Source organism: Desulfatitalea tepidiphila, from assembly GCF_001293685.1.
In the GTDB taxonomy this organism is placed as follows: domain Bacteria; phylum Desulfobacterota; class Desulfobacteria; order Desulfobacterales; family Desulfosarcinaceae; genus Desulfatitalea; species Desulfatitalea tepidiphila.
On record NZ_BCAG01000003.1, the window covers coordinates 2,456,189 to 2,475,949 of the forward strand.

Annotated in this window: 22 protein-coding genes; 19 read left to right on the top strand and 3 right to left on the bottom strand. The window is 63.2% G+C overall.

All coding sequences use genetic code 11. The annotated features are described in order from the left end of the window. Positions 1-45 precede the first annotated feature (45 nt). Both DFT_RS15500 and DFT_RS27335 read right to left on the bottom strand, forming a co-directional pair. On the bottom strand, positions 46-783 hold the full coding sequence (locus tag DFT_RS15500; protein WP_054032054.1) for an IS1595 family transposase: 738 nt from the start codon (positions 781-783) through the stop codon (positions 46-48). Between the two features lie 179 nt (positions 784-962). Continuing rightward, positions 963-1,031: a hypothetical protein gene (locus DFT_RS27335; RefSeq protein WP_152972057.1), complete on the bottom strand. Its 69-nt coding sequence runs from the start codon at positions 1,029-1,031 to the stop codon at positions 963-965. Positions 1,032-1,229: 198 nt separating this feature from the next. Here DFT_RS27335 and DFT_RS15505 point away from each other — a divergent pair, with 198 nt between their 5' ends. Continuing rightward, positions 1,230-2,591, top strand: coding sequence for a sigma 54-interacting transcriptional regulator (locus DFT_RS15505; protein ID WP_369688313.1), 1,362 nt, complete (start codon positions 1,230-1,232; stop codon positions 2,589-2,591). Between the two features lie 55 nt (positions 2,592-2,646). On the opposite strand, the gene DFT_RS15510 is transcribed toward DFT_RS15505, so the two are convergent. Beyond that, positions 2,647-2,904: a hypothetical protein gene (locus DFT_RS15510; protein ID WP_054032055.1), complete on the bottom strand. Its 258-nt coding sequence runs from the start codon at positions 2,902-2,904 to the stop codon at positions 2,647-2,649. Positions 2,905-2,954: 50 nt separating this feature from the next. Between DFT_RS15510 and DFT_RS15515 the strand changes: the two genes are divergently transcribed. From DFT_RS15515 to DFT_RS15605, 18 genes are all read left to right on the top strand, one after another. Next, entirely contained in the window at positions 2,955-3,251 is a 297-nt protein-coding gene (locus tag DFT_RS15515; RefSeq protein WP_054032056.1) for a DUF3467 domain-containing protein, read from the top strand. A gap of 26 nt (positions 3,252-3,277) precedes the next feature. Further along, complete coding sequence (locus tag DFT_RS15520; protein WP_054032057.1) at positions 3,278-4,933, top strand: phage tail sheath family protein; 1,656 nt, start codon at positions 3,278-3,280, stop codon at positions 4,931-4,933. Positions 4,934-4,948: 15 nt separating this feature from the next. Further along, complete coding sequence (locus DFT_RS15525) at positions 4,949-5,476, top strand: phage tail protein (protein ID WP_054032058.1); 528 nt, start codon at positions 4,949-4,951, stop codon at positions 5,474-5,476. Positions 5,477-5,484: 8 nt separating this feature from the next. Then, positions 5,485-6,222: a T4 family baseplate hub assembly chaperone gene (locus DFT_RS15530; protein ID WP_054032059.1), complete on the top strand. Its 738-nt coding sequence runs from the start codon at positions 5,485-5,487 to the stop codon at positions 6,220-6,222. Continuing rightward, positions 6,219-7,235: a hypothetical protein gene (locus DFT_RS15535; protein ID WP_054032060.1), complete on the top strand. Its 1,017-nt coding sequence runs from the start codon at positions 6,219-6,221 to the stop codon at positions 7,233-7,235. The genes DFT_RS15530 and DFT_RS15535 overlap by 4 nt, the downstream gene beginning before the upstream one ends. Continuing rightward, entirely contained in the window at positions 7,232-8,458 is a 1,227-nt protein-coding gene (locus tag DFT_RS15540; protein ID WP_054032061.1) for a Pvc16 family protein, read from the top strand. Before DFT_RS15535 ends, DFT_RS15540 begins: the two co-directional genes overlap by 4 nt. Beyond that, entirely contained in the window at positions 8,455-10,527 is a 2,073-nt protein-coding gene (locus tag DFT_RS15545; protein ID WP_054032062.1) for an ATP-binding protein, read from the top strand. The genes DFT_RS15540 and DFT_RS15545 overlap by 4 nt, the downstream gene beginning before the upstream one ends. Next, on the top strand, positions 10,524-10,781 hold the full coding sequence (locus DFT_RS15550; RefSeq protein ID WP_054032063.1) for a hypothetical protein: 258 nt from the start codon (positions 10,524-10,526) through the stop codon (positions 10,779-10,781). The genes DFT_RS15545 and DFT_RS15550 overlap by 4 nt, the downstream gene beginning before the upstream one ends. Next, the gene (locus DFT_RS15555) at positions 10,778-12,085 is read left to right on the top strand and encodes an eCIS core domain-containing protein (protein WP_054032064.1); all 1,308 of its coding nucleotides are present in this window, start codon (positions 10,778-10,780) and stop codon (positions 12,083-12,085) included. The genes DFT_RS15550 and DFT_RS15555 overlap by 4 nt, the downstream gene beginning before the upstream one ends. 15 nt (positions 12,086-12,100) lie before the next feature. Next, a complete protein-coding gene (locus DFT_RS15560) occupies positions 12,101-12,643 on the top strand; it encodes a hypothetical protein (RefSeq protein ID WP_054032065.1) in 543 nt (180 codons plus the stop codon). 319 nt (positions 12,644-12,962) lie between these two features. Further along, positions 12,963-13,697, top strand: a complete 735-nt coding sequence (locus tag DFT_RS15570; protein WP_083453596.1) for a DUF4157 domain-containing protein — start codon at positions 12,963-12,965, stop codon at positions 13,695-13,697. 113 nt (positions 13,698-13,810) lie between these two features. Beyond that, entirely contained in the window at positions 13,811-14,458 is a 648-nt protein-coding gene (locus DFT_RS15575; protein WP_054032068.1) for a hypothetical protein, read from the top strand. 187 nt (positions 14,459-14,645) lie between these two features. Then, positions 14,646-14,999, top strand: coding sequence for a LysM peptidoglycan-binding domain-containing protein (locus DFT_RS15580; RefSeq protein WP_054032069.1), 354 nt, complete (start codon positions 14,646-14,648; stop codon positions 14,997-14,999). After that, positions 14,986-16,116 (top strand): hypothetical protein, encoded by a 1,131-nt coding sequence (locus tag DFT_RS15585; protein ID WP_054032070.1) that lies wholly within the window; start codon positions 14,986-14,988, stop codon positions 16,114-16,116. The genes DFT_RS15580 and DFT_RS15585 overlap by 14 nt, the downstream gene beginning before the upstream one ends. Next, positions 16,113-16,646, top strand: coding sequence for a phage baseplate assembly protein V (locus DFT_RS15590; protein ID WP_054032071.1), 534 nt, complete (start codon positions 16,113-16,115; stop codon positions 16,644-16,646). Before DFT_RS15585 ends, DFT_RS15590 begins: the two co-directional genes overlap by 4 nt. A 150-nt stretch (positions 16,647-16,796) precedes the next feature. Continuing rightward, complete coding sequence (locus tag DFT_RS15595) at positions 16,797-17,120, top strand: hypothetical protein (protein WP_054032072.1); 324 nt, start codon at positions 16,797-16,799, stop codon at positions 17,118-17,120. Positions 17,121-17,127: 7 nt separating this feature from the next. After that, complete coding sequence (locus tag DFT_RS15600; protein ID WP_054032073.1) at positions 17,128-17,490, top strand: GPW/gp25 family protein; 363 nt, start codon at positions 17,128-17,130, stop codon at positions 17,488-17,490. Continuing rightward, positions 17,487-19,760, top strand: coding sequence for a putative baseplate assembly protein (locus DFT_RS15605; RefSeq protein WP_200907064.1), 2,274 nt, complete (start codon positions 17,487-17,489; stop codon positions 19,758-19,760). The genes DFT_RS15600 and DFT_RS15605 overlap by 4 nt, the downstream gene beginning before the upstream one ends. Position 19,761 lies beyond the last annotated feature (1 nt).

A 19,761-nucleotide genomic window follows, 5' to 3' on the forward strand; every position in this document is an offset into this window, starting at 1 on the left:
GGACGCCGTTAGCACGGTCGATCACGATGATCTGCGATCAACCCATCATTCAGGGTCCTTCTGACGAGCAGGTTCGACCTGAATATGATGGTATTCCTGGTTCAGCGCAGGACGATAGCTATTGAGTTTATCTGTGACGACCATGCTGCCGGTTTCAATGTTGTGGTTGATAAAGGTTTCCAGTGAATAGGCCGAACAGTCCAGGGCAACCTGCAAACGAACACGGCCAATTTGCCAACAAGAATTCAAGGTTTCAGGGTCTTGAGCAGTGTATCTTTCAATACCAGCCAGGACGATTGTTTTGCCTTCAGCCCCGCGACCCCGTTTGCCGGACTTTTGGCCGCCGATGAAAAACTCATCGACCTCGACACGGCCCGATAATTTTTCGCGATCTTTGCGAACGGTGCAGCGTCTTAGCTTTTGCAACCAGGACCATGCCGTATGATAGCTGCCCAGGCCAAGCAGCTCTTGCAGGTTAACGGAACTGACGCCGGATTTGCGAGTCGTAAACCACCACATCGCTTTGAACCAATAGGTGATCGGTTTTCTCGTTCCATGCATAATGGTACCGGCGGTCAGCGAAACCTGATGTTCACATCTTTTGCAGATGTAGAAGTTGTTTGAACTGAGCCAATAGGCGTTGTGACCACATTTTTCACAAATATATCCATCGGGCCATTTGATCCGGGCTAAATACTCGTAACAGGCTTCGGTGTTGCTGAAACGTTGGTCAAACTCGATTTCGGAATTGGGGAATTCCTCTGTAAAAGCAAAATTGGTCATGGCGACCTCCTTTGATTTAATTGAGGCCATTGTAGCAACCACCTGTGACAGATACGGTCACACCACGCCAGATTTTTTATCATTAGGGTTTTGTGGCTACCCGCATATCTTTTTATCTTTCAAGGTGAGGGAGACGCGGTGTGTCCCAAGATAGTTTTGGCTTTCTGAAGCTTTCTGTGTTAGGCTGCTGGACATATTACTTTTGCGTTTTGCCGCCAATTCTCTGGACAATCCTCTGATTGATTCATCGTTGTCGCGCGTTGTCACATCTTAAGCCACTGCCATTGACCGACCCTGTTCTGATTATCATTATTGAAAACAGTATTTAAACCGGCGATTGATGCAGGACGCAAACGAGTTAGGCTTTCTTACGATTGACACTTCGCCCATCCAGGGGCGCTCAACCATTTCCCGTACGCATGCCGGGAAAATCGGGAGAGTCGTCAATGGAGATCACGATATTGACATATGGCTTGCAACAGAGCCAAGACAACCCCATTCGGCAGGGTTTTGCCCCTCCCCGCTTTCGTGTAGTGCAAAGTTCCAATGACACCGATCTAGTTGATATGCTGAGAGAAACCCGAGCTCAGATCATCGTCTTGGGCCTTTCCGGTGCCGATGGGGACAAAGTCCTGGAGCAGGTGCGCCGCATTCGCGCCACCCATCACGATTTGCCCATTGTGGTGATCTCGCGCATGAGCAGTGAGGCGCGCGCCACGGCCGCCTTTCGCGCCGGGGTGGATGATTACTTCAAAGAGCCAATCTCCCGGGAACAGTTGCTGGGACGTATCGGTGATCTGCTTCTTCACCAAAGCGCGCCCGGGGTAAGACCGCCGCCTCAACCGCCCTTAATGATCGGCACCAGTGAGACCATTCGAGCCACCCGCGATTACATCATCAGGGCCGCCGCCACCCAGAGCACGGTCCTGATCACCGGCGAGACCGGCACAGGCAAGGAACTGGCCGCCCGTCTGATTCACCATTACAGCTGCCACGCCGCCAAACCCCTCATTGCCGTCAATTGCGCGGCCCTGCCCGAAAGCTTGGCCGAAAGCGAACTCTTCGGCTACGAACGCGGTGCCTTCACCGGCGCTTTGGAAGCGCGCAAGGGCAAGTTCGCCCTGGCCGAAGGCAGCACGCTGTTTCTTGATGAGATCGGCGATATGACGCCCTACATTCAGGCCAAGATCCTGCATGCCATCGAAGAGAAGGTGGTCTACCCCCTGGGCTGTAAAAAGCCCGTGACCCTGGATGTGCGCGTGGTGGCGGCCACCAATCGCGATTTGGAGCACCTGGTGGAGCAACAACAGTTTCGCGGCGATCTATACTACCGCCTCAACATCGCCCGGGTGCACCTGCCGCCCCTGCGCGACAGAAGAGAAGATATTCCCGACCTGGTACAACACGGTATTTGTGATCTCAACCGACGCTTCGGACGACGGGTGGCAGGCATGACCGATGATGCCCTGGGCTTTTTACATAACTACCCCTGGCCCGGCAATGTGCGCGAACTGCTCAATCTGCTGGAGTCCACCTACATCAGCCTATCCGGCGACGCGGCCAGCGAGAGGATCGGCTTGGACGATCTGCCTCCGCGCTTCAGACAGCAGGCGGCCCGGCGCTATGGTTCGCCTGAATCCGAAGTGCGCCAGGTGATCGTTTCGGCCCTCACCCAAACCAACTGGAACAAAAGCCGGGCGGCGCGCAAGCTCAACTGGTCGCGCATGACCCTTTACCGCAAGATGTCGCGGTTGAAGATCTCCGAAACCCGGCCCCCCGATCCCCATAAGACCTTCAGCTCCATGTAACAGTGTAACGCGAAGTGTAACATGTTCTTATCTGACTAAAATTATATGAATTTATTCATTCCTGGCTGAAGGCTTCGCTACGTTTTATCAAAACCAGCGCCATACCTACCGCGGGGCCGGCAAGATCGCACGCTTCACGTCGAAAGTCTGGTACAGATGATACACTTTTCCGCGGGTGGTTGGGATGCTTTTCTTCAGGTCGCAGGCCCTCAATGCTTTGCGACGCATGCGCCCGCTTGGCTTCGACGTGGGTGGTAGAAAAACTGGCATCGAAATTGCCGTACTTCTGGTCAGGCTTCAAACACAGCTGCATTGAATCCGCGTCAAATCCTCTTCTACCAGAGGCAGGGGGCACTGCGTCACATGGATGCCAACACTCCGGCCTTGCAAAAGGCGTGCACACCCACGGGCCATTACGCCAACAGCCTGCGCGTGGGCTATAACGCCTATGAGTTTGTCTTCGATTTCGGGCAGGCCTTTGGAGAAGAGGGCTGTATCAGCGGGTGCACCCGCATCATCACCAACCCGGGGTATGCCAAGGCCATGATCGCGGCCCTGCAAAACGCACTGGAAGCCTTTGAAGCGGAATTCGGACACATCGGAAGCGAGCGCCAGGACGCGGCCGAAGGGAGTCAAGCCAATAACGCCGAAAACGAGTGAATCGACGAGAAGAAGGAGGGCGAAAGATGCCTGTCACAACAACCTATCCGGGCGTGTATATCGAGGAGATCCCCAGTGGCGTGCGCACCATCACCGGGGTGGCCACCTCAATCACGGCTTTCATCGGCCGGGCCAAGCGCGGACCGGTCAACAAGGCTGAAACCATCAACAACTTCGGGGATTACGAGCGCATTTTCGGCGGACTTGACCTCAATTCCAGCATGAGCTTCGCCGTACGCGACTTTTTCCTCAACGGCGGCGCCCAGGCCATCATCGTGCGCCTCTACCACACCGACACGGCCGGCGGCGCCGATCCGGCCAAGACCTCGCTCACCGTTGGCAACGTGATCATGGAGGCGGCCAACGAAGGTTCGTGGGGCGTCAACCTGCGCGCCGAGACCGATCTCATTGTCTCCGAGGATGTGGCCGTCAACCTGGGGTTGGCCAAGTCCGATCTTTTCAACCTCACCGTGCGCGACGCGAGCACGGGGGCTTCGGAGAAGTATTTGAACCTCTCCTTTAAAGAGAGCCCCCGCCGCGTGGACCGCGTGCTGGCGGCTCAGTCGGCCCTGGTGCGCTGGAAGGGGTCTTATCCCGGGACACCCCCCACGCCGGCGGCCGATAAGGATGAGGTCACCGAGGGTGAAACCGACTTAAAGGCCGCCACCAACCAGACCGAAATCGACGCGGCCAAGGCCAAGATCGCGGCAGGCCTGGCGGCCCTCAAGGCTTCGGACGGTCTGGCCCTGACCAAGGCCGAGGACTTCACCCCGGCCAATGCCGAGCGGGATAAAAAGGGTCTCTACGCCCTGGCCCAGGCCGATTTGTTCAATCTGCTGTGCATCCCACCCTACAAAGACACCGCCGGCATTCCTAACCAGGACGTGGACGTGAGCCTGGTCTCGGACGCGGCGGCCTACTGCGAGAAGCGCCGCGCCATGCTGCTGGTGGACGCGCCCAGTGACTGGACCTCCAAGAGCACCGCAGTCTCCAAGTTCACCGACGCGGCCACGGACTACGTGGGCGCCCGCTCGCGCAATGCCGCGCTGTTTTTTCCGCGTTTGAAAAAGCCCAATCCCCTGCGCGACAGCCAGGTGGAGACCGTGGCGCCCTGCGGCACTATCGCCGGGCTCTTTGCCCGCATCGACACCCAGCGCGGCGTGTGGAAGGCGCCCGCCGGACATGATGCCTCCCTTAAAGGCGCACCCGAGTTGTCGGTGAACCTCACCGACGATGAAAACGGCGAACTCAACCCCCTGGGCGTCAACTGCCTGCGCGCCTTTCCCATCATCGGCCGGGTGGCCTGGGGATCGCGCACCCTGCGCGGTGCCGACGTGCTAGCCGACGAATACAAGTACATCCCCGTGCGACGCCTGGCGCTGTTCATCGAGGAGAGTCTCTACCGCGGCACCCAGTGGGTGGTCTTCGAGCCCAACGACGAGCCCTTGTGGGCCCAGATCCGCCTCAACGTAGGCGCCTTCATGCACAACCTTTTCCGCCAGGGGGCCTTCCAGGGCACCACCCCGCGCCAGGCCTACTTCGTCAAGTGCGATAAAGAGACCACCACCCAAAACGACATCGACCGCGGCATCGTCAACATCGTGGTGGGGTTCGCCCCCCTGAAACCCGCGGAATTTGTCATTATCAAGCTCCAGCAGATCGCTGGGGATCTCGAAGTTTAAAGGAGGGGGGCGACCATGGCTCAATTCAGCGTCAATCCACAACGATTCGATCCCTACAAAAATTTCAAGTTCCGCATCAAATGGGATGGCCGCTTCGTGGCCGGCGTGAGCAAGATCGGTGCCCTGAAGCGCACCACCGAGCTGGTGGAGCACCGCGAGGGCGGCGATCCCAGCACCGTGCGCAAGTCACCGGGCCAGTCCAAGTACGAGGCCATCACCCTGGAGCGCGGCGTGACCCACGACACCGAGTTCGAGAAGTGGGCCAACAAGGTGTGGAACTTCGGCTCGGGCCTGGGCAGCGAGGTGTCGCTTAAGGATTTTCGGAAGGACGTGATCATCGAGGTCTACAACGAGGCCGGCCAGCTGGCCATCGCCTACAAGGTTTTCCGCTGCTGGGTGTCCGAGTATCAGGCCCTGCCCGAACTGGACGCCAGCGCCAATGCCGTGGCCATCCAGATCCTGAAGCTGGAAAACGAGGGCTGGGAGCGCGACTACGAGGTGACCGAACCCACGGAGCCGCAGTTCACCGAGCCTGAAGGATAGATCAGAGCATGCGACCCCTCACAGCCGCGGAGTTGTTGACGGTGTGGGAGCGCGGACTGAATCAAACCCCTTTGGAGCGGATGTTGGGCTTGCTGGCGGCGGCCTGTCCCGAAAGCGATGGCGAGGCCATCGCGGCCTGGCCCATCGGCCGGCGGGATGCCGGTTTGATGCGGTTGCGGGAGTGGATGTTCGGCCCGCGACTGGCCAACACGGCCCAATGTCCCCAATGCGCCCAACGGGTGGAGTGGGAAAGCCGCGTCTCCGATCTTCTGCCGACCGAGGATGCCGCCCATGAAACGACGGCATCCTTTGAACTCTCCACGGCGGGCTACGAGGTGCACTTTCGTCTGCCCACCAGCAAGGACATGACCGAGGCTCTGGACGCACCTGGCGACGATGCCCTGCAACGTTTGCTCACCCGCTGCATCCTTTCGGTGCGCCAAGGTGATCGAAGTTGCGAGGCCACGGCCCTGCCGGAAATCGTGCTGGCGGCGCTCTCGGAAAAGATGGAGGCCCTGGATCCCCAGGCCGATATCCGCGTCGCCCTCACATGCCCCCAATGCGGTCACGGCTGGCGCGCCCAGTTCGATATCGCCGATTACCTCTGGGTTGAGATCCAGCACTGGGCCCGACAAACCCTCAACGCCGTACACCGCCTGGCCAGGGCCTATGGCTGGTCCGAACGCGACATCCTGGCGCTCAGTCCCACGCGCCGGCAACTCTATCTGGGATTGATGCATTCATGAGTGACTTCTTCAACCATCTACTGCAGCGCCACCAGGGGGAGAGCCCCAGGGTGGAGCCGCGCCCCCGGGCGCGTTTCGAGCCCGAACCCCTGGCACCGCTGCTTGGGTCGATGCCCCGATCCCTGGAGCCCGGATCGCCGGAGATCGAACAGGGAGAAGAGGTTTCCCCTGGGATGCGGCCCGACCACCGAAACGAACAGGGAGCGACACTATCTCCCAGGCCCTCGATCCCGCCCGACGCGGACGGCGGCCAAACTCGCTCCCCGAAATGGCCCATGGAATCCAACACCGCCCCAGGCACGGTTGAACAGCAGACCACACCCCTCACCGCGGTCTTGCCCCGACACCACGATGATGCAGCGACGCTGGTGGCAGCGCCATTTCAATCCACACCTTCCGCGGCCTCCGTTACCGATGCACCCGCACCCCGTCGCGGTGCCGCGCCCGACGAAACCCGTATGGTTGCTCGGGCCGTGCCTCAACCCGTGGACATGACGGAGGAAGCTCCCCAGCCAAGCAAACCAGCTGCCGGATCGCACCCCATGGCAGCGTCCGATGAGGGGCCATGGTCCCAAGCCTTTAAAGGCGATGGCCTTAGCGAGAGACGAGTGGAATCCCGGCACCGGGAGCAGGCCGACATCGAAGCCCTGTGGGAAACCATTCGGGCTTTGCCGCGTCAAGACCAAGAGCCGGATACGTCCTTCGACCTTTTGTCCCAACGTCCTGAAGCCCCTGAACCACCGGCACCCCCCGCTGCCATCCCACCCGGTCGCGAGAGGCTGCTGGTGGCCCCGGCCGGGTCGGAACAATTGCGGGCGGAGCTTGAAAGCCTGCGGGAGCTTGGACGGAGGGCCGAGGCGCCCGAACCCGTCATCCAGGTCACCATCGGCCGGGTGGAGGTGCGCGCCGAAGCGCCGACCGCGCTGTCCCAACCCAAGCCCAAGGCCAGGACGCCCGCCGTCATGAGCCTTGAGGATTATCTCAAACAGCGCAAAGGCAGGGGGTCCCTATGAGCTCACCCACCGCCATCGCCACGGTCACCGCCGTGCTGCAGCACCTTATCATGCAGGCCACGGCCGGGGCCAATGTCACCGCCAAACCGCCCTCGGCGGCGCGCAACGGGTCCAACGGCGACCAGCTCAACCTATTTCTATACGCCACCCACATCAATCCGGCCTTCAGCAACATGCCCCTGCCAGGGCAGGTGCGCAACGGCGAAAGCGCCGCGCCGCCGTTGGCCCTGGTGCTACACTACCTGCTCACGGCCTACGGCGCCAATGACGATGACATCGCCGGCCAGGGCCTGTTGGGCCAGGCCATGATCGGCCTGCACGACCACCCCCTGCTGGGCTCGGCAGATATTGCGGGCATTGTGCCCGACTCGGAGGTGCAAAATCAGATCGAACGCCTGCGCATCACCCCCGAGGTGCTCTCCCTGGACGACATGTCCAAGCTGTGGAGCAGCTTTCAGACCGAATACCGCCTCTCCACGTCTTACCAGGTCTCGGTGCTGCTGTTGGAGAGCAGCCGGGCCGCCAGTGCGCCCCTGCCCGTCTTGCGGCGCGGTGAGCAGGACCGCGGCGCCCAGGTTACCGGGGCGGCCACGCCGACCCTGTTCGGCTTGGTCTTTCCCAACGACGCGCCGGCGGCCCGCCTGGGCGATACGCTCATCATCCAAGGCGCCCAGTTGGCCGCCGACACCCTGATCGCGCGCTTCCGCCATCCTCTGTTGGATGATTTCCTGGATCTGGCGCCCGCGGCGGAGCGCAAGGCCGATGAGATCAAGGTGGTGTTGCCCGACCAGGGAATCGATCCGGCCGTGGGGTCCAAATGGCCCGCGGGTTTTTACACCCTGAGCCTGGTGGTCCAGCGCGCGGGGTTGCCCGAGTGGAGCACCAATGCCCTGGCTCTGCCCCTAGCCCCGCGCATCACCAGCATCAGCCCGGTTACGGCACCGGCGGGCAGCGCGACCCTGACCATCGAGTGCCGACCCCAGGTGCGCCCCAGTCAGCGCGTGGCCCTGCTCTTCGGGGCGCGCACCATCGCGCCCCAGCCTTTCGTCCTCCCAGGTGATCCCAACGCGGCCAGCAGCCTGACCTTTCAGGTCAGCGACGCCGCGGCGCGGCCCGAACCTTATGTGGCGCGCCTGCGGGTGGACGGCGTGGACAGCATTCCGGTGGATTTTTCGGGGGCCACGCCCCAGTTCTCAGACGATCAGAAGGTGACCATCACATGAACGACGCGGCCCAATGGAGCGAAAACAATGCCCAACACCTGAGCACCACGGTGACCTGGGTACGACTGCGTCTGCAGCGCCTGGCGCCGGCGCCCAAGGTCAAGGCCCGGGAAAAACGCGGCTGCTCCTGGTTCCGGGACCATACCCCGCCCGCCTTGGAGGAGACCGCCGGTCCCAAAAAGGCCTCGGACAAGGAGATCGCCAAGGCCCAACAGGCCATGGGCGAGCTGGAGGGCGCCCAGCCGCCGCCGTCTTTGATCCTGTTGAGCCGGTTGCTGGGTCTCTCGCCCTTTGACCGCAATGTGCTGGCCCTGTGCGCGGCCATGGAGCTGGACACGCGCATCGCGCCCTTGTGCGCCCGGGTGCACGATGATGGGGCCAAAGCTTACCCCACCTTTGCCCTGGCTTTTGCCCTCTTCGATGATCCCGACTGGAGCGCCCTGTCTCCCCAGGGCCCCTTGCGCTACTGGCGCCTGCTGGAGATCAACCAGCCCGACAGCCGGCCCCTGACGGCGGCGGCCCTGCGCGCCGATGAGCGCATCGTCAACTATCTCAAGGGGCTTAACTATCTGGACGACCGTTTGAGTCCCCTGGTGGACCCCATCGCGGCATCGCCCCAGGACGCCGCCCTGCCTCCCTCCCAGCAGCAGCGCGTGGAGCAGATCCTGCTGCAATTGAGCCGCAGCGGACCCCAGGAGACACCCCCCATCATCGAACTGCACGGAAGCGACAAGCAGAGCAAACGCCTGGTGTCCGCCCGGGTGACCCAGCCGTTGGGACTGAGCCTGCAAACCATGGCCATCAAGGCATTACCGGCCCAGGGCGCTGATTTTGACAACTTCGCCCGCCTGTGGCAGCGCGAAGCGCAACTGCTACCCATCGCCCTGTATATCCACGGCGAGGGCGCCGGCGACCCGGAACGCGCCCAGCTCCATCGCTTTTTAGATAAATATCAAGGAGTTGTTTTTATCGACGGACAGGAGGCGGGTGATGACGGGCTGCGTCGGCGGGCCGCCTTCGAGGTCGCCAAACCCCTGCCCGAGGAGCAGGTCCGCCTGTGGCAAGAGGCCCTCCAGGGCCGCGGGGGACCGGAGGTGGCGCGCTTGGCCGAACAGTTCGTCTTCAACCAGACCGAGATCGAGCATCTGGCAAAGGCCTTGCTGGAAGCCTATCCGCCAAACCAGCCCTTGCCCGTGGAGGCCCTGTGGCGGGTGTGCCGGGAGGCGGCCCGGGCCGACCTGGAGCAGCTGGCCCAGCGCATCGACGCCAAGGCCACCTGGACGCGCCTGGTGCTGCCCGATGAGCAGACGGCCTTGCTGCGGCGCATCACCGAACAGGTGCACCAACGCAACCGGGTTTACGAAGAGTGGGGCTTTCGCGAGGTGATGAACCGTGGATTGGGCATCAACGCCATGTTTACCGGCGAAAGCGGCACGGGCAAGACCATGGCCGCCGAAGTGATCGCCAACGACCTCAACCTGGATCTATACCGCATCGATCTTTCGGCCGTGGTCAACAAGTACATCGGCGAGACCGAAAAGAACCTGCGGCGCCTCTTCGACGCCGCCGAGGAGAGCGGCGCCATTCTCTTTTTCGACGAGGCCGACGCCCTCTTCGGCAAGCGCAGTGAGGTCAAGGACAGCCACGACCGCTACGCCAACATCGAGATCAATTACCTGCTGCAGCGCATGGAGAGCTACCGCGGCCTGGCGATCCTGGCCACCAATATGAAAAGCGCCCTGGACAAGGCCTTCATGCGGCGCCTGCGCTTCATCGTGGAGTTTCCCTTTCCCGACGCGGCCTTGCGCAAAAAGATCTGGCAAAGGGTCTTCCCGGCCCAGACCCCCCTCAACGACCCCCTGGACTACGATTTTCTGGCCAGGTTGCATCTCAGCGGCGGCGGCATCCACAATGTGGCCTTGAATGCCGCCTTCCAGGCAGCCCAGGCCGGCGGGCCGGTGACCATGGCCCTGCTGCTGGACGCGGCGCGCACCGAATTCAAGAAGCTGGAGCGGCCCTTGAAGGAGAGCGACTTCATCTGGCAGCCCGCCAGGGAGGTGCCGGCATGAATCTCAACATCACCATTGAACACCTCCGCCTGGAGGGTATCGCCTTGGCGCCGGATCAGCAGAACCTGCTGCGGACCCATATCGAGACCGCCCTTGGCCGTATGCTGACCCAAGGCGGCCTGGCATCCCACCTGCACGGCGGCGGAGCCTATCGCAATGCCCCGGCGCAGGGGTTCGCCCTGGGCCGGAACCTTGAACCGGCAGTTTTGGGGGAACGAATCGCCCAATCCATCTACAGGGGGATCGGCTTATGAGAAGAGCACCCACCCTGCCGGAAAAACCCGCGCGTGGGGGCGTGCCGCAGAATCGTCCGGCGACCCATACCGCTGTGCGGCCCGGCCGCGCGCCCCAAGCAGCGCAAGAGACCGCGCTCTGGACGCGCTTCGCCCATGACTGGAGCGGGGTTGCGGCCTACCCGCCGGCTCTGGAAATGCTGCCCCTGGCAGACACGCCCATCCAGCTCAAAGCCAAAGTCGGCAGGCCCGGGGATCGCTTCGAACAACAGGCCGACACCGTGGCCGAAAGGGTCGTGGGATCACCGGCCATCCGCCCCGCTACGGCCATTGCGCCATTGCATTGGCCGACCCACGCACAAAACGCGCAATCCACCACCCATTCGCCGGGGTCGATCGACCGGCCAACACCCCTGGCCCAAGGCAGCAGTTTCGGCCGGCCCCTGGATGCCGGGGTGCGCGATGCGATGGGGCGGCGCATGGGCTATGATTTCGGCAATGTACGCATCCATACGGATGCTATTGCCACACACTTCAACAAAGGGCTCAATGCCAGGGCGTTCACCCATGGATCGGATATCTTCTTCAACCAGGGCGAGTACCGCCCGAACACCAAGGGCGGCCGCAGGCTGCTGGCCCATGAGCTGACCCACGTGGTGCAGCAAAACAGCATGGCGGACAAAAGCGCCCAGCGGGAGATGATTCAGTGCACCACCATCGGCGAGATCCTCAATGAATTCTTCTCGCCCTTTTCCAGCGAGCACCTCTGGGTGATGCCCGAGGGCGACAACTACACACGCATCGTTCGCCGCTGGCAGCCCGTGATCGATGCGGTCAACCAGGCCAAGGCCGATCTTGAGGCCAACTGCGCCGCCTGGAGTGCCGGCCACCGCACCGACAGCTCCTGGACTCCCGGCATGACCGATCCGCCGGTCACCGATCCCAATGCCCACGGCATATGGGTCGCAAGTCCACCGGGAACCGATCCCCAGACCTGCAAGGACGCTTTCATCATCTATGTCGGCTCACATCTGTTGCTCGGTCCGCCGGTGCAGACCTTCGAGCTCTACACTTGCTCCATCGGCTCCTTCGGCATCTACGTTACCGTGGACAGCATCGATTGCGCGACCCAGACCGCCGACATGAACATCTGGATGTACAACGCCATGGACCAGGGCTCCTTCGGCCAATACGCCAGCCATCCGGCCTTTGCCTTAAGCGGCATGGAGCGCCAGTACATGTGGTGGAACTGGCACGAATCCCACAGCTGGGGCGCGGCTCCGGCCCCTGGTGGCGGGTCGGGTGGCGGCTCCAGTGAATGGTAGGAGAGGATGAGGAGGATGATCTACAGCCTGCTGTGTTCGATCCTGGCCGTGCAGGCCGCTTGCGGGCCCGAAGGCAACCCGAACGGAAATGTCGAGCCGGTCCTGGAACAGCCTGTGCTCACTCCCACCACCGTGGCCGTGGGGTCGCAAAAGATCCGTTTTTATGTGGATTATGGGAGCGACAGCGCCGTGCTCGGGTTCTTCGTGGAAAACAGTGTGGATCAGAGACGCTACTTCCCCATCTACGCCTCCACCTATCGCGGGGTGCCGGCGGTGACCCTGGAACTCTTCGTCGAAGCCCCCCATGCCCATGAAGATGCGCGGATGTGGGTACGCTCCTCTTGGGCTGGATATGAGATGCTGGCCTTTCATAAAGACGGCAGCGACCGCTGCCTGACACGCTTCGGCGAGATCCGCGCCCAGGAGCGTCCCACTCCCAAAACCCTTGGGGGAGAGACAAAGGCCTGGCCGGCCTTGGAACAGAGCCAAGCCGCTAAAATCGCCATCTTGACCTTCGACGGCAAGGCCTGGGCGGAGCAGAAATTACACGAGAAGTAACGAAGCTTCGGTTTGGGACCTCAATTCGAGGCATTCATAGATGATGTCTACCATGAGATACAATGCCTTTACTCCAAAAGAGAATCCGCTCGGCACCGGTGCCCTCATCCAACAGCGACCGGCGACTCTGCCGTTGCAGCGCAAGTGACCCGGCCGCAGCGGGGCCGGTTCGGCCCCCTGGCGCCGTGAAGAAGAGGAGCGCAAGCGCTTCCTGCAGCGTCGCGCGGCCCATCAGGGCACCCCCGCCACTGCGCCGCCCGTGGTCCATGAGGTGTTGAATTCGGCCGGCCGGCCCCTGGACAGTGCCACGCGTGGCTTCATGGAGTCTCGTTTCGGTCGTGATTTCAGCCAGGTGCAGGTGCATGACGATGCCCGCGCGGCCCGCTCGGCGGCCGCGGTCAATGCCCTGGCTTACACCGTGGGCCAGGACATCGTCTTTGCCCAGGGACAGTATACCCCTGCCAGCGCGGTGGGACGCGAGCTATTAGCCCACGAACTGGCCCATACCGTGCAGCAAGCGGGAGTTTCCAGCGGCGACGGGGCGTCCCGGAGTGTGGCCATTGCCGCTTCAGGATCAAGGGCCGAGCGTGAGGCGGACCGTGCCGCCGGAACGGCCATGCTGACCGGTGGCCCAACGGACGCCATTTCCCTGAGCAACCTGGGGCTCATGCTGGCCCGCACCAACTGCGCGTCCCTCAACTATCGGCAGTGCATCACCGGGGTGTACAAGTGCGGCTACGGCCTGTCCGGCACCTGCGGCTGGGGCGGCATCGCCAACGGCTGCCGCTGCATGGGCGCATCGCAGCCCAGCGCCTCGCGGGTACTGGAGGTGCTGGCCATCCTGGGACTCTCTTTGCTGCTGCTGGCCACGGTGATCGCCGCCCTTCTGGACCCTGAACCGGCCAGCAAGCTGCTGCTGGGCGGATTGACCGTGGCCGAGGCCGCGGCGCTGCTCTTGATGTTGGGCTACTCAGAACAAGAGGTGCGCGACATGGGTCTGGACCCCTCCCTGGCATCGGCGGCCATGGGCGGCGGGGAGGAGCGCACGGCTTAGTCTGATGGGCGGAGACGGCACAAATGCGCATTTGGGATCGGAATGAATCGTAAAAAGAGGATTACGGCAACGACGACGACAGCGATCCCGATACCGAGAACAAGAGGCAGATCATGACCACATTTCCACAATCTCCGCGTTTAATCAAAGGCGCCCTGGTGGGCGTCGATATCGCCAACCCGCTGGCCAGCGTGGTGGTATTCCAATACAACCCCGCCACCATGACCCGGCGCCTGGAGGCGCGCGCCGCGGGCGAGGGCGGCGAGGTGGGCGAGACCACGCGCCTTTCCGGGCCGCCCAAGGAGACCATCACCCTCACCGTGGAGATCGACGCCGCCGACCAACTCGAAAAGGCCGAGCCCCTGGCCGTGGGCATGGGGCTCTATCCCACCTTGTCGGCCCTGGAGATGATGCTCTACCCCAAGACCGCCATGGTGATTGCCAACTCGGTGCTGGCCGCCATCGGCTCCATCGAGATCCTGCCCATTGAGGGGCCCCTGGTGCTCTTTGCCTGGGGCATCAACCGGGTGCTGCCCGTGCGCCTCACCAGCTTCAGCATCACAGAGGAGGCCTACGATCCTATGCTCAATCCCATCCTGGCCAAGGTGGAGCTCTCCCTGCAGGTGTTGAGCTACCAGGACTTCAGCATGCTGCACCCGGGCTTCAGTTTGTTCATGGCCCACCAGGTGACCAAGGAGGTCATGGGCACGCTGAATGTGGCCAATAGCGTGCAGAATATCGCGCTGGGACTGAAACTGTGAGGATGGTCGGTATACTTGCCCTCGTTCCCACACGAAGCGTGGGAACGAGGGCAATGGACAGAGGGGACGTCGTGAACAAAGGGGACCGTCAACGCCGTCCACCAGGTCCATTCAGTCCATGTCGTCCATAGGGGTGACGGGCTTATGGACAATCGGGTAAACGGGCAACAACGACAAGGAACAAACTATGAATATTACAATAGGCAATCAGCTCTTCCCCCCCACCAGCCGCTACCATGGCATCGAGACCGCCACCCTGGAAACCGACGGCGGTCCCCAGGGGGCTTTTCAAATCCTTTACTTGAGACGCCGTTTTGTGCCTTCTCCCGAGCGCTTCGCCCTGCTGCAGGAGCACGCGGTGGAGGCCGGCGACCGGCTGGACAATATCACGGCGCGCTACCTGGGCGATCCCTTGCAGTTCTGGCGCGTCTGCGACGCCAACAACGCCATGAACCCCTTTGATCTGACCGCCGCGGTAGGGCGCCGTTTGCGCATCACCCTGCCCGAGGGGCTGCCGGAGATGCCCAATGTTGCTGGGTAACGCCATCCTCACCCTGCTCATCGGCCCGGCCGTGCCCGTGCCCGCGCCATTGCCGGTGATCGAGGCGTTGCAGAGCGTGCAGGTCACCAGCGCCCGGGACAGAAGCGGCTTCCAGCTGCGCTTTGCCATGGGCAAGCGCTCCTTGCTGCAGCTGGCCCTGCTGCCGGCGGGCTATTTCGATCCGGTGGTGACCCGGGTGGTGATCATGGTGACCATTAGCGGCATTCCCCAGGTGCTCATGGACGGCTTTGTCACCCGCCAGGAGTTGGCCCCCAGCAACACGCCGGGGGAGTCGACCCTGACGGTGACCGGCGAGGATCTGAGCGTGGCCATGGATATCGTGGAGAAGGTGCTGCCCTTGCCAGCCATGCCCGATGCGGCCAAGGTGGCCGTTTGCCTGGCGCCCTACGCGGCGTTGGGGGTGGTGCCCATGATCATCCCGCCCATCATCACTACGGTGCAGTCGCCCACCTCGCGAATCGAGACCCAGGCGCTCAAGACCGACCTGGCCTACATCAAGGAGCTGGCCACGCGCAACGGCTACGTCTTCTTCATCCAGCCCGGCCCCCTGCCGGGTCAGAGCATCGGCTATTTCGGCCCCGACATCAGCGTGCCCCTGCCCCAGCGCTCCCTGAGCGTGAACATGGATGCCTTCACCAATGTGGAGTCGTTGAGCTTCTCACTAGACGGCCTGGCCAAGAAGATCCGTATCTTCACCGTGCTGGACCCGGCCACGCGGCGCATCCCCATTCCCATACCGCTGCCCAACGTCAGTGCGGTGAAGCCGCCCCTTGGCCTGCGCCCCACGCCGCCGGCCAAGGTGGAATTTCACAACGGCGGCGCGCGCCTGGCGCCCGACGAGGCGGCCCGGGACATTCTGAGTTTTCTGATGAACAACTCCACGGCCATCAGCGGCTCCGGCACCCTGGATGTGCTGCGCTACGGCCAGGCCTTGCGCGCCCGCACCCTTGTAGGCGTGCGCGGGGCGGGCCTGGCCTATGACGGCCTCTACTACGTGGACAGCGTCACCCACGACATCAAGAAGGGCCAGTATAAACAGAACTTCAGCCTCTCCCGCGACGGGCTGATCGCAAATACACCGGTGGTGATTCCATGACCGAAGAGAGCAACACCCGTCAGTTCTGGGGCAAGTACCGCGGCACGGTGATCAACAACATCGATCCCGAGCTGCGCGGCCGTCTGCAGATCAGCGTGCCCGATGTGCTCAGCCTGGTGCCCTCCACCTGGGCCGAACCCTGCACGCCCCTGGCCGGCCCGCCCGGACCGGGCATGGGGGTCTACCTGGTGCCACCCATCGGCGCGGCCGTGTGGGTGGAGTTCGAACGCGGCGATCCCAACTTCCCCATCTGGGTGGGCTGCCGCTGGGGTTCCCAGTCGGATATTCCGCCCCTGGCCCACGCCGGGCTGCCCGTGTCGCCCAACATCGTGTTGCAGACCCTGGGCCAGCACAGCCTGGTGATCAGTGACCTGCCCGGCCCCACCGGCGGGCTGATGCTCAAAAGCGCCACGGGCGCCTCCATCATCGTCAATGACACGGGCATTTACATCCAGAACGGCAAGGGGGCGAGTCTGATCATGACCGGGCCCACGGTGACGGTGAACAACGGCGCCCTGGTGGTTACTTGATTGGCGTTGATTGGTTGAAGAATGGTTGATTCGGAAAGCGGCACCCTGCCGCCGTGATTGAAAATTTAAAGCAGATAGAATTCAACGTCCCAATCAACCCATAAACCAATCGGCCAATCAACCCATAAACGCCCCCCGAAAGGAGGCAACATGCCTGGATTCTTGCTCCACGTCGGCGCCCAGGTCACCTGTGCCCATGCCGGTCAGGCCACTCCCACGGCGCCCAACCCGCGCGTGACCGTCATGGGCCAGCCCACGGTGCTGCAGACCGCGCCCTATGTGGTGGCCGGCTGCACCTTTCCGCCGCCCACGGCGGGCAACGGGCCGTGTGTCACGGCCCAGTGGATCACGGGGACGACCCGGGTGCTCTCCAATGGCCAGCCCCTTTTGGTGCAAAGCAGCCAGGCGATCTGTACGCCCACGGGCACGCCTTTGATCATTGCCGTCACCCAGACACGGGTGAGTGCCATATGAGGTGTCTATGAACATCGACTATCCTTTTCGTTTCGACCATCGCGGCCGCACCGCGCTCACCGATTATGACGAGCACATCCGCGACATGATCGAGCAGTTTCTCTTCACCAACACCGGCGAGCGCGTCAACCGGCCCGATTTCGGCTCGGGCGTTTTGCAGCTGGTATTCGCCCCCAACAGCCCCGAACTGGCCTCCACCCTGCAGTTCACCCTGCAGGCCGGGCTTACCCAGTGGCTTGGGGATCTCATCGAAGTGCGCAAGTTGGAGGTGGTAAGCCTTGAGGCCACCATCCAGGTGGAGATCCAATACCTGGTGCGGCGCACCCAGGAGGCGCGCACCACCACCCTCGTACGGAGAACCGCATCATGAACGAACCGCTCTGCCAAGATCCGGCCCGGCGCGAAGCCGTGCGCCTGGACCGCCGCTTGTACGGCCTGGATTATCTGGAGGTGGGCGAGGACCAGCTCACCCTGACGGTCTATTTTCTGGGCAAGGCCCCCCGGGGGCTGGAGGCGCGCAATTTGCGCATTGACGGCGGTGAGCGCATCACCGGCATCGACGTCATCGCCATGCGCCTGGAACGCTTCCGCGACCCGGAGCTGGACGATTACATGGTGGTCACCCTGGACCGCTTCGGCGACTTTTCCACCTACACCCTGCGCGTGGTGGCTCAGGACGAGGGGGGCGATTGGGGGCCCCACCCCGATTTCGACCCGCGTTTCGACCGCCTCGCCTTCAGCTTCAAGGTGGACTGCCCCACGGGCCTCGATTGCCGGACCGATCAGATTTGTCCGCCCGAGGAGCGGGAGACGCCCGAGATCAACTACCTGGCCAAGGATTATGAGAGCTTCCGGCGCCTGATCCTGGACCGCCTGGCCCTGGTGATGCCCGAATGGCGCGAACGCCATGTGCCCGATATCGGCATCGCCCTGGTGGAGCTTCTGGCCTACACCGGCGACTATTTGAGCTACTATCAGGACGCCGTGGCCACCGAGGCCTACCTGGACACGGCCAGACAGCGCATCTCGGTGCGGCGCCACGCCCGGCTGGTGGACTATCGGCTGCACGAGGGCTGCAATGCCCGGGCCTGGGTGAGCATCGAAACCGACAGCGACTTTTCCCTTTCAGCCGACACCTTCTATTTCATCACCCGGCCGGCCCAGGCGCCCCAAACATTAGGCCCCGTGGTCTCATCGGAGGAGTTGCGGCCCATTGCCGGCCATCTCTACGAGCTCTTCGAGGCCCTGCGGCCCCGGGCGCTTCAGCTTTACCGGGACCACAGCCGCATCTCGTTCTACTCCTGGGGCGATGCCGAGTGCTGCCTGCCCAAGGGCGCCACCCGAGCCACCCTGCTGGGCCAACTGGTTCGACATCAGCAGCCCCCGGCCGAGGCATACGGCCCCCCGGCAGGAGGCGATCCTGCCCCTGATGCGCCACCCGATGTGCCGGTCACGGCGGCCCATCACGTGGAGCGCGCGCCTTCGGCCATGACGGCGCCCCAGCTGCACCTCAAAGCCGGCGACATCCTGATCTTCCAGGAGATGATGGGGCCCCGCACCGGTCATCCCGGCGACGCCGATCCCCATCACCGCCACGCCGTGCGCCTCGCCTCGGTGGCGGCCGGCTGCGACCCGCTCACCGGCCTGGCCGTGGTGGAGATCGCCTGGGATGAAGAGGACGCGCTGCCCTTTGCCCTTTGTATGTCGGCCGTGGGGCCGGCCCCGGCCTGTGAGCTGCTGGAGGATGTGAGCATCGCCCTGGGCAACGTTGTCCTGGTGGACCACGGCGCGGGCCGGGACGAACCCCTGGGGGAAGTGCCCGCGGGCGAGATCCGCGATTGTTGCCGAGATGTCGGCCTGCCCGCCGATGAGCAGCTGATCCCGGGCACATACCGCCCCATGCTCGGGGGTGCTCCTTTGACCTTCAGCCAGCCATTGGATCATGCCGCGCCGGCGGCGCGCCTGCTGTCGCAAGACCCCCGCAAGGCCCTGCCCCTGGTGAAGCTCAAGGGCGAACCCGCCTTTTCCGGTGATCCCTGGTGGCAGGCGCGTGCCGACCTGCTGTCGAGCGGTCCCGACGATCCCCACTTCGTGGCCGAAATGGACGAGGCGGGCCGTGCCCATCTGCGCTTTGGCGATGACGCGTGCGGCGAGCAGCCCGATGTGGGCACGGCCTTTACCGCCTTCTACCGCGTGGGCAACGGCCTGGCGGGCAACGTGGGGGCCGAGGCCATCGTCCACCTGGTGCTGCGCGACGCCACCCTGGACGGCGTGACCCTCAAGGTGCGCAACCCCCTGCCGGCCCGAGGCGGCACAGCGCCCGAACCCATCAACGAGGCCAAGCGATTTGCGCCCCACGCCTTTCGCACCGAGCTGCAACGCGCCATCACGGCTGACGACTATGCGGCCATCGTGGTCCGCGATTTCGGCCGGCGCATCCAGCGCGCCGCGGCGCGCCTGCGCTGGACCGGGTCGTGGTACGAGGTGCTGGTGGCCATCGACCCCCTGGGCAGCGACACGGCAGCCCCCGAACTGCTGGCCGAGATCGAGGCCCACCTGCACCGCTATCGCCGCATGGGCCACGACCTGGTGGTGGCCGCGGCCCAACGCGTGCCCCTGGAGGTCGAGCTGCTGGTGTGAC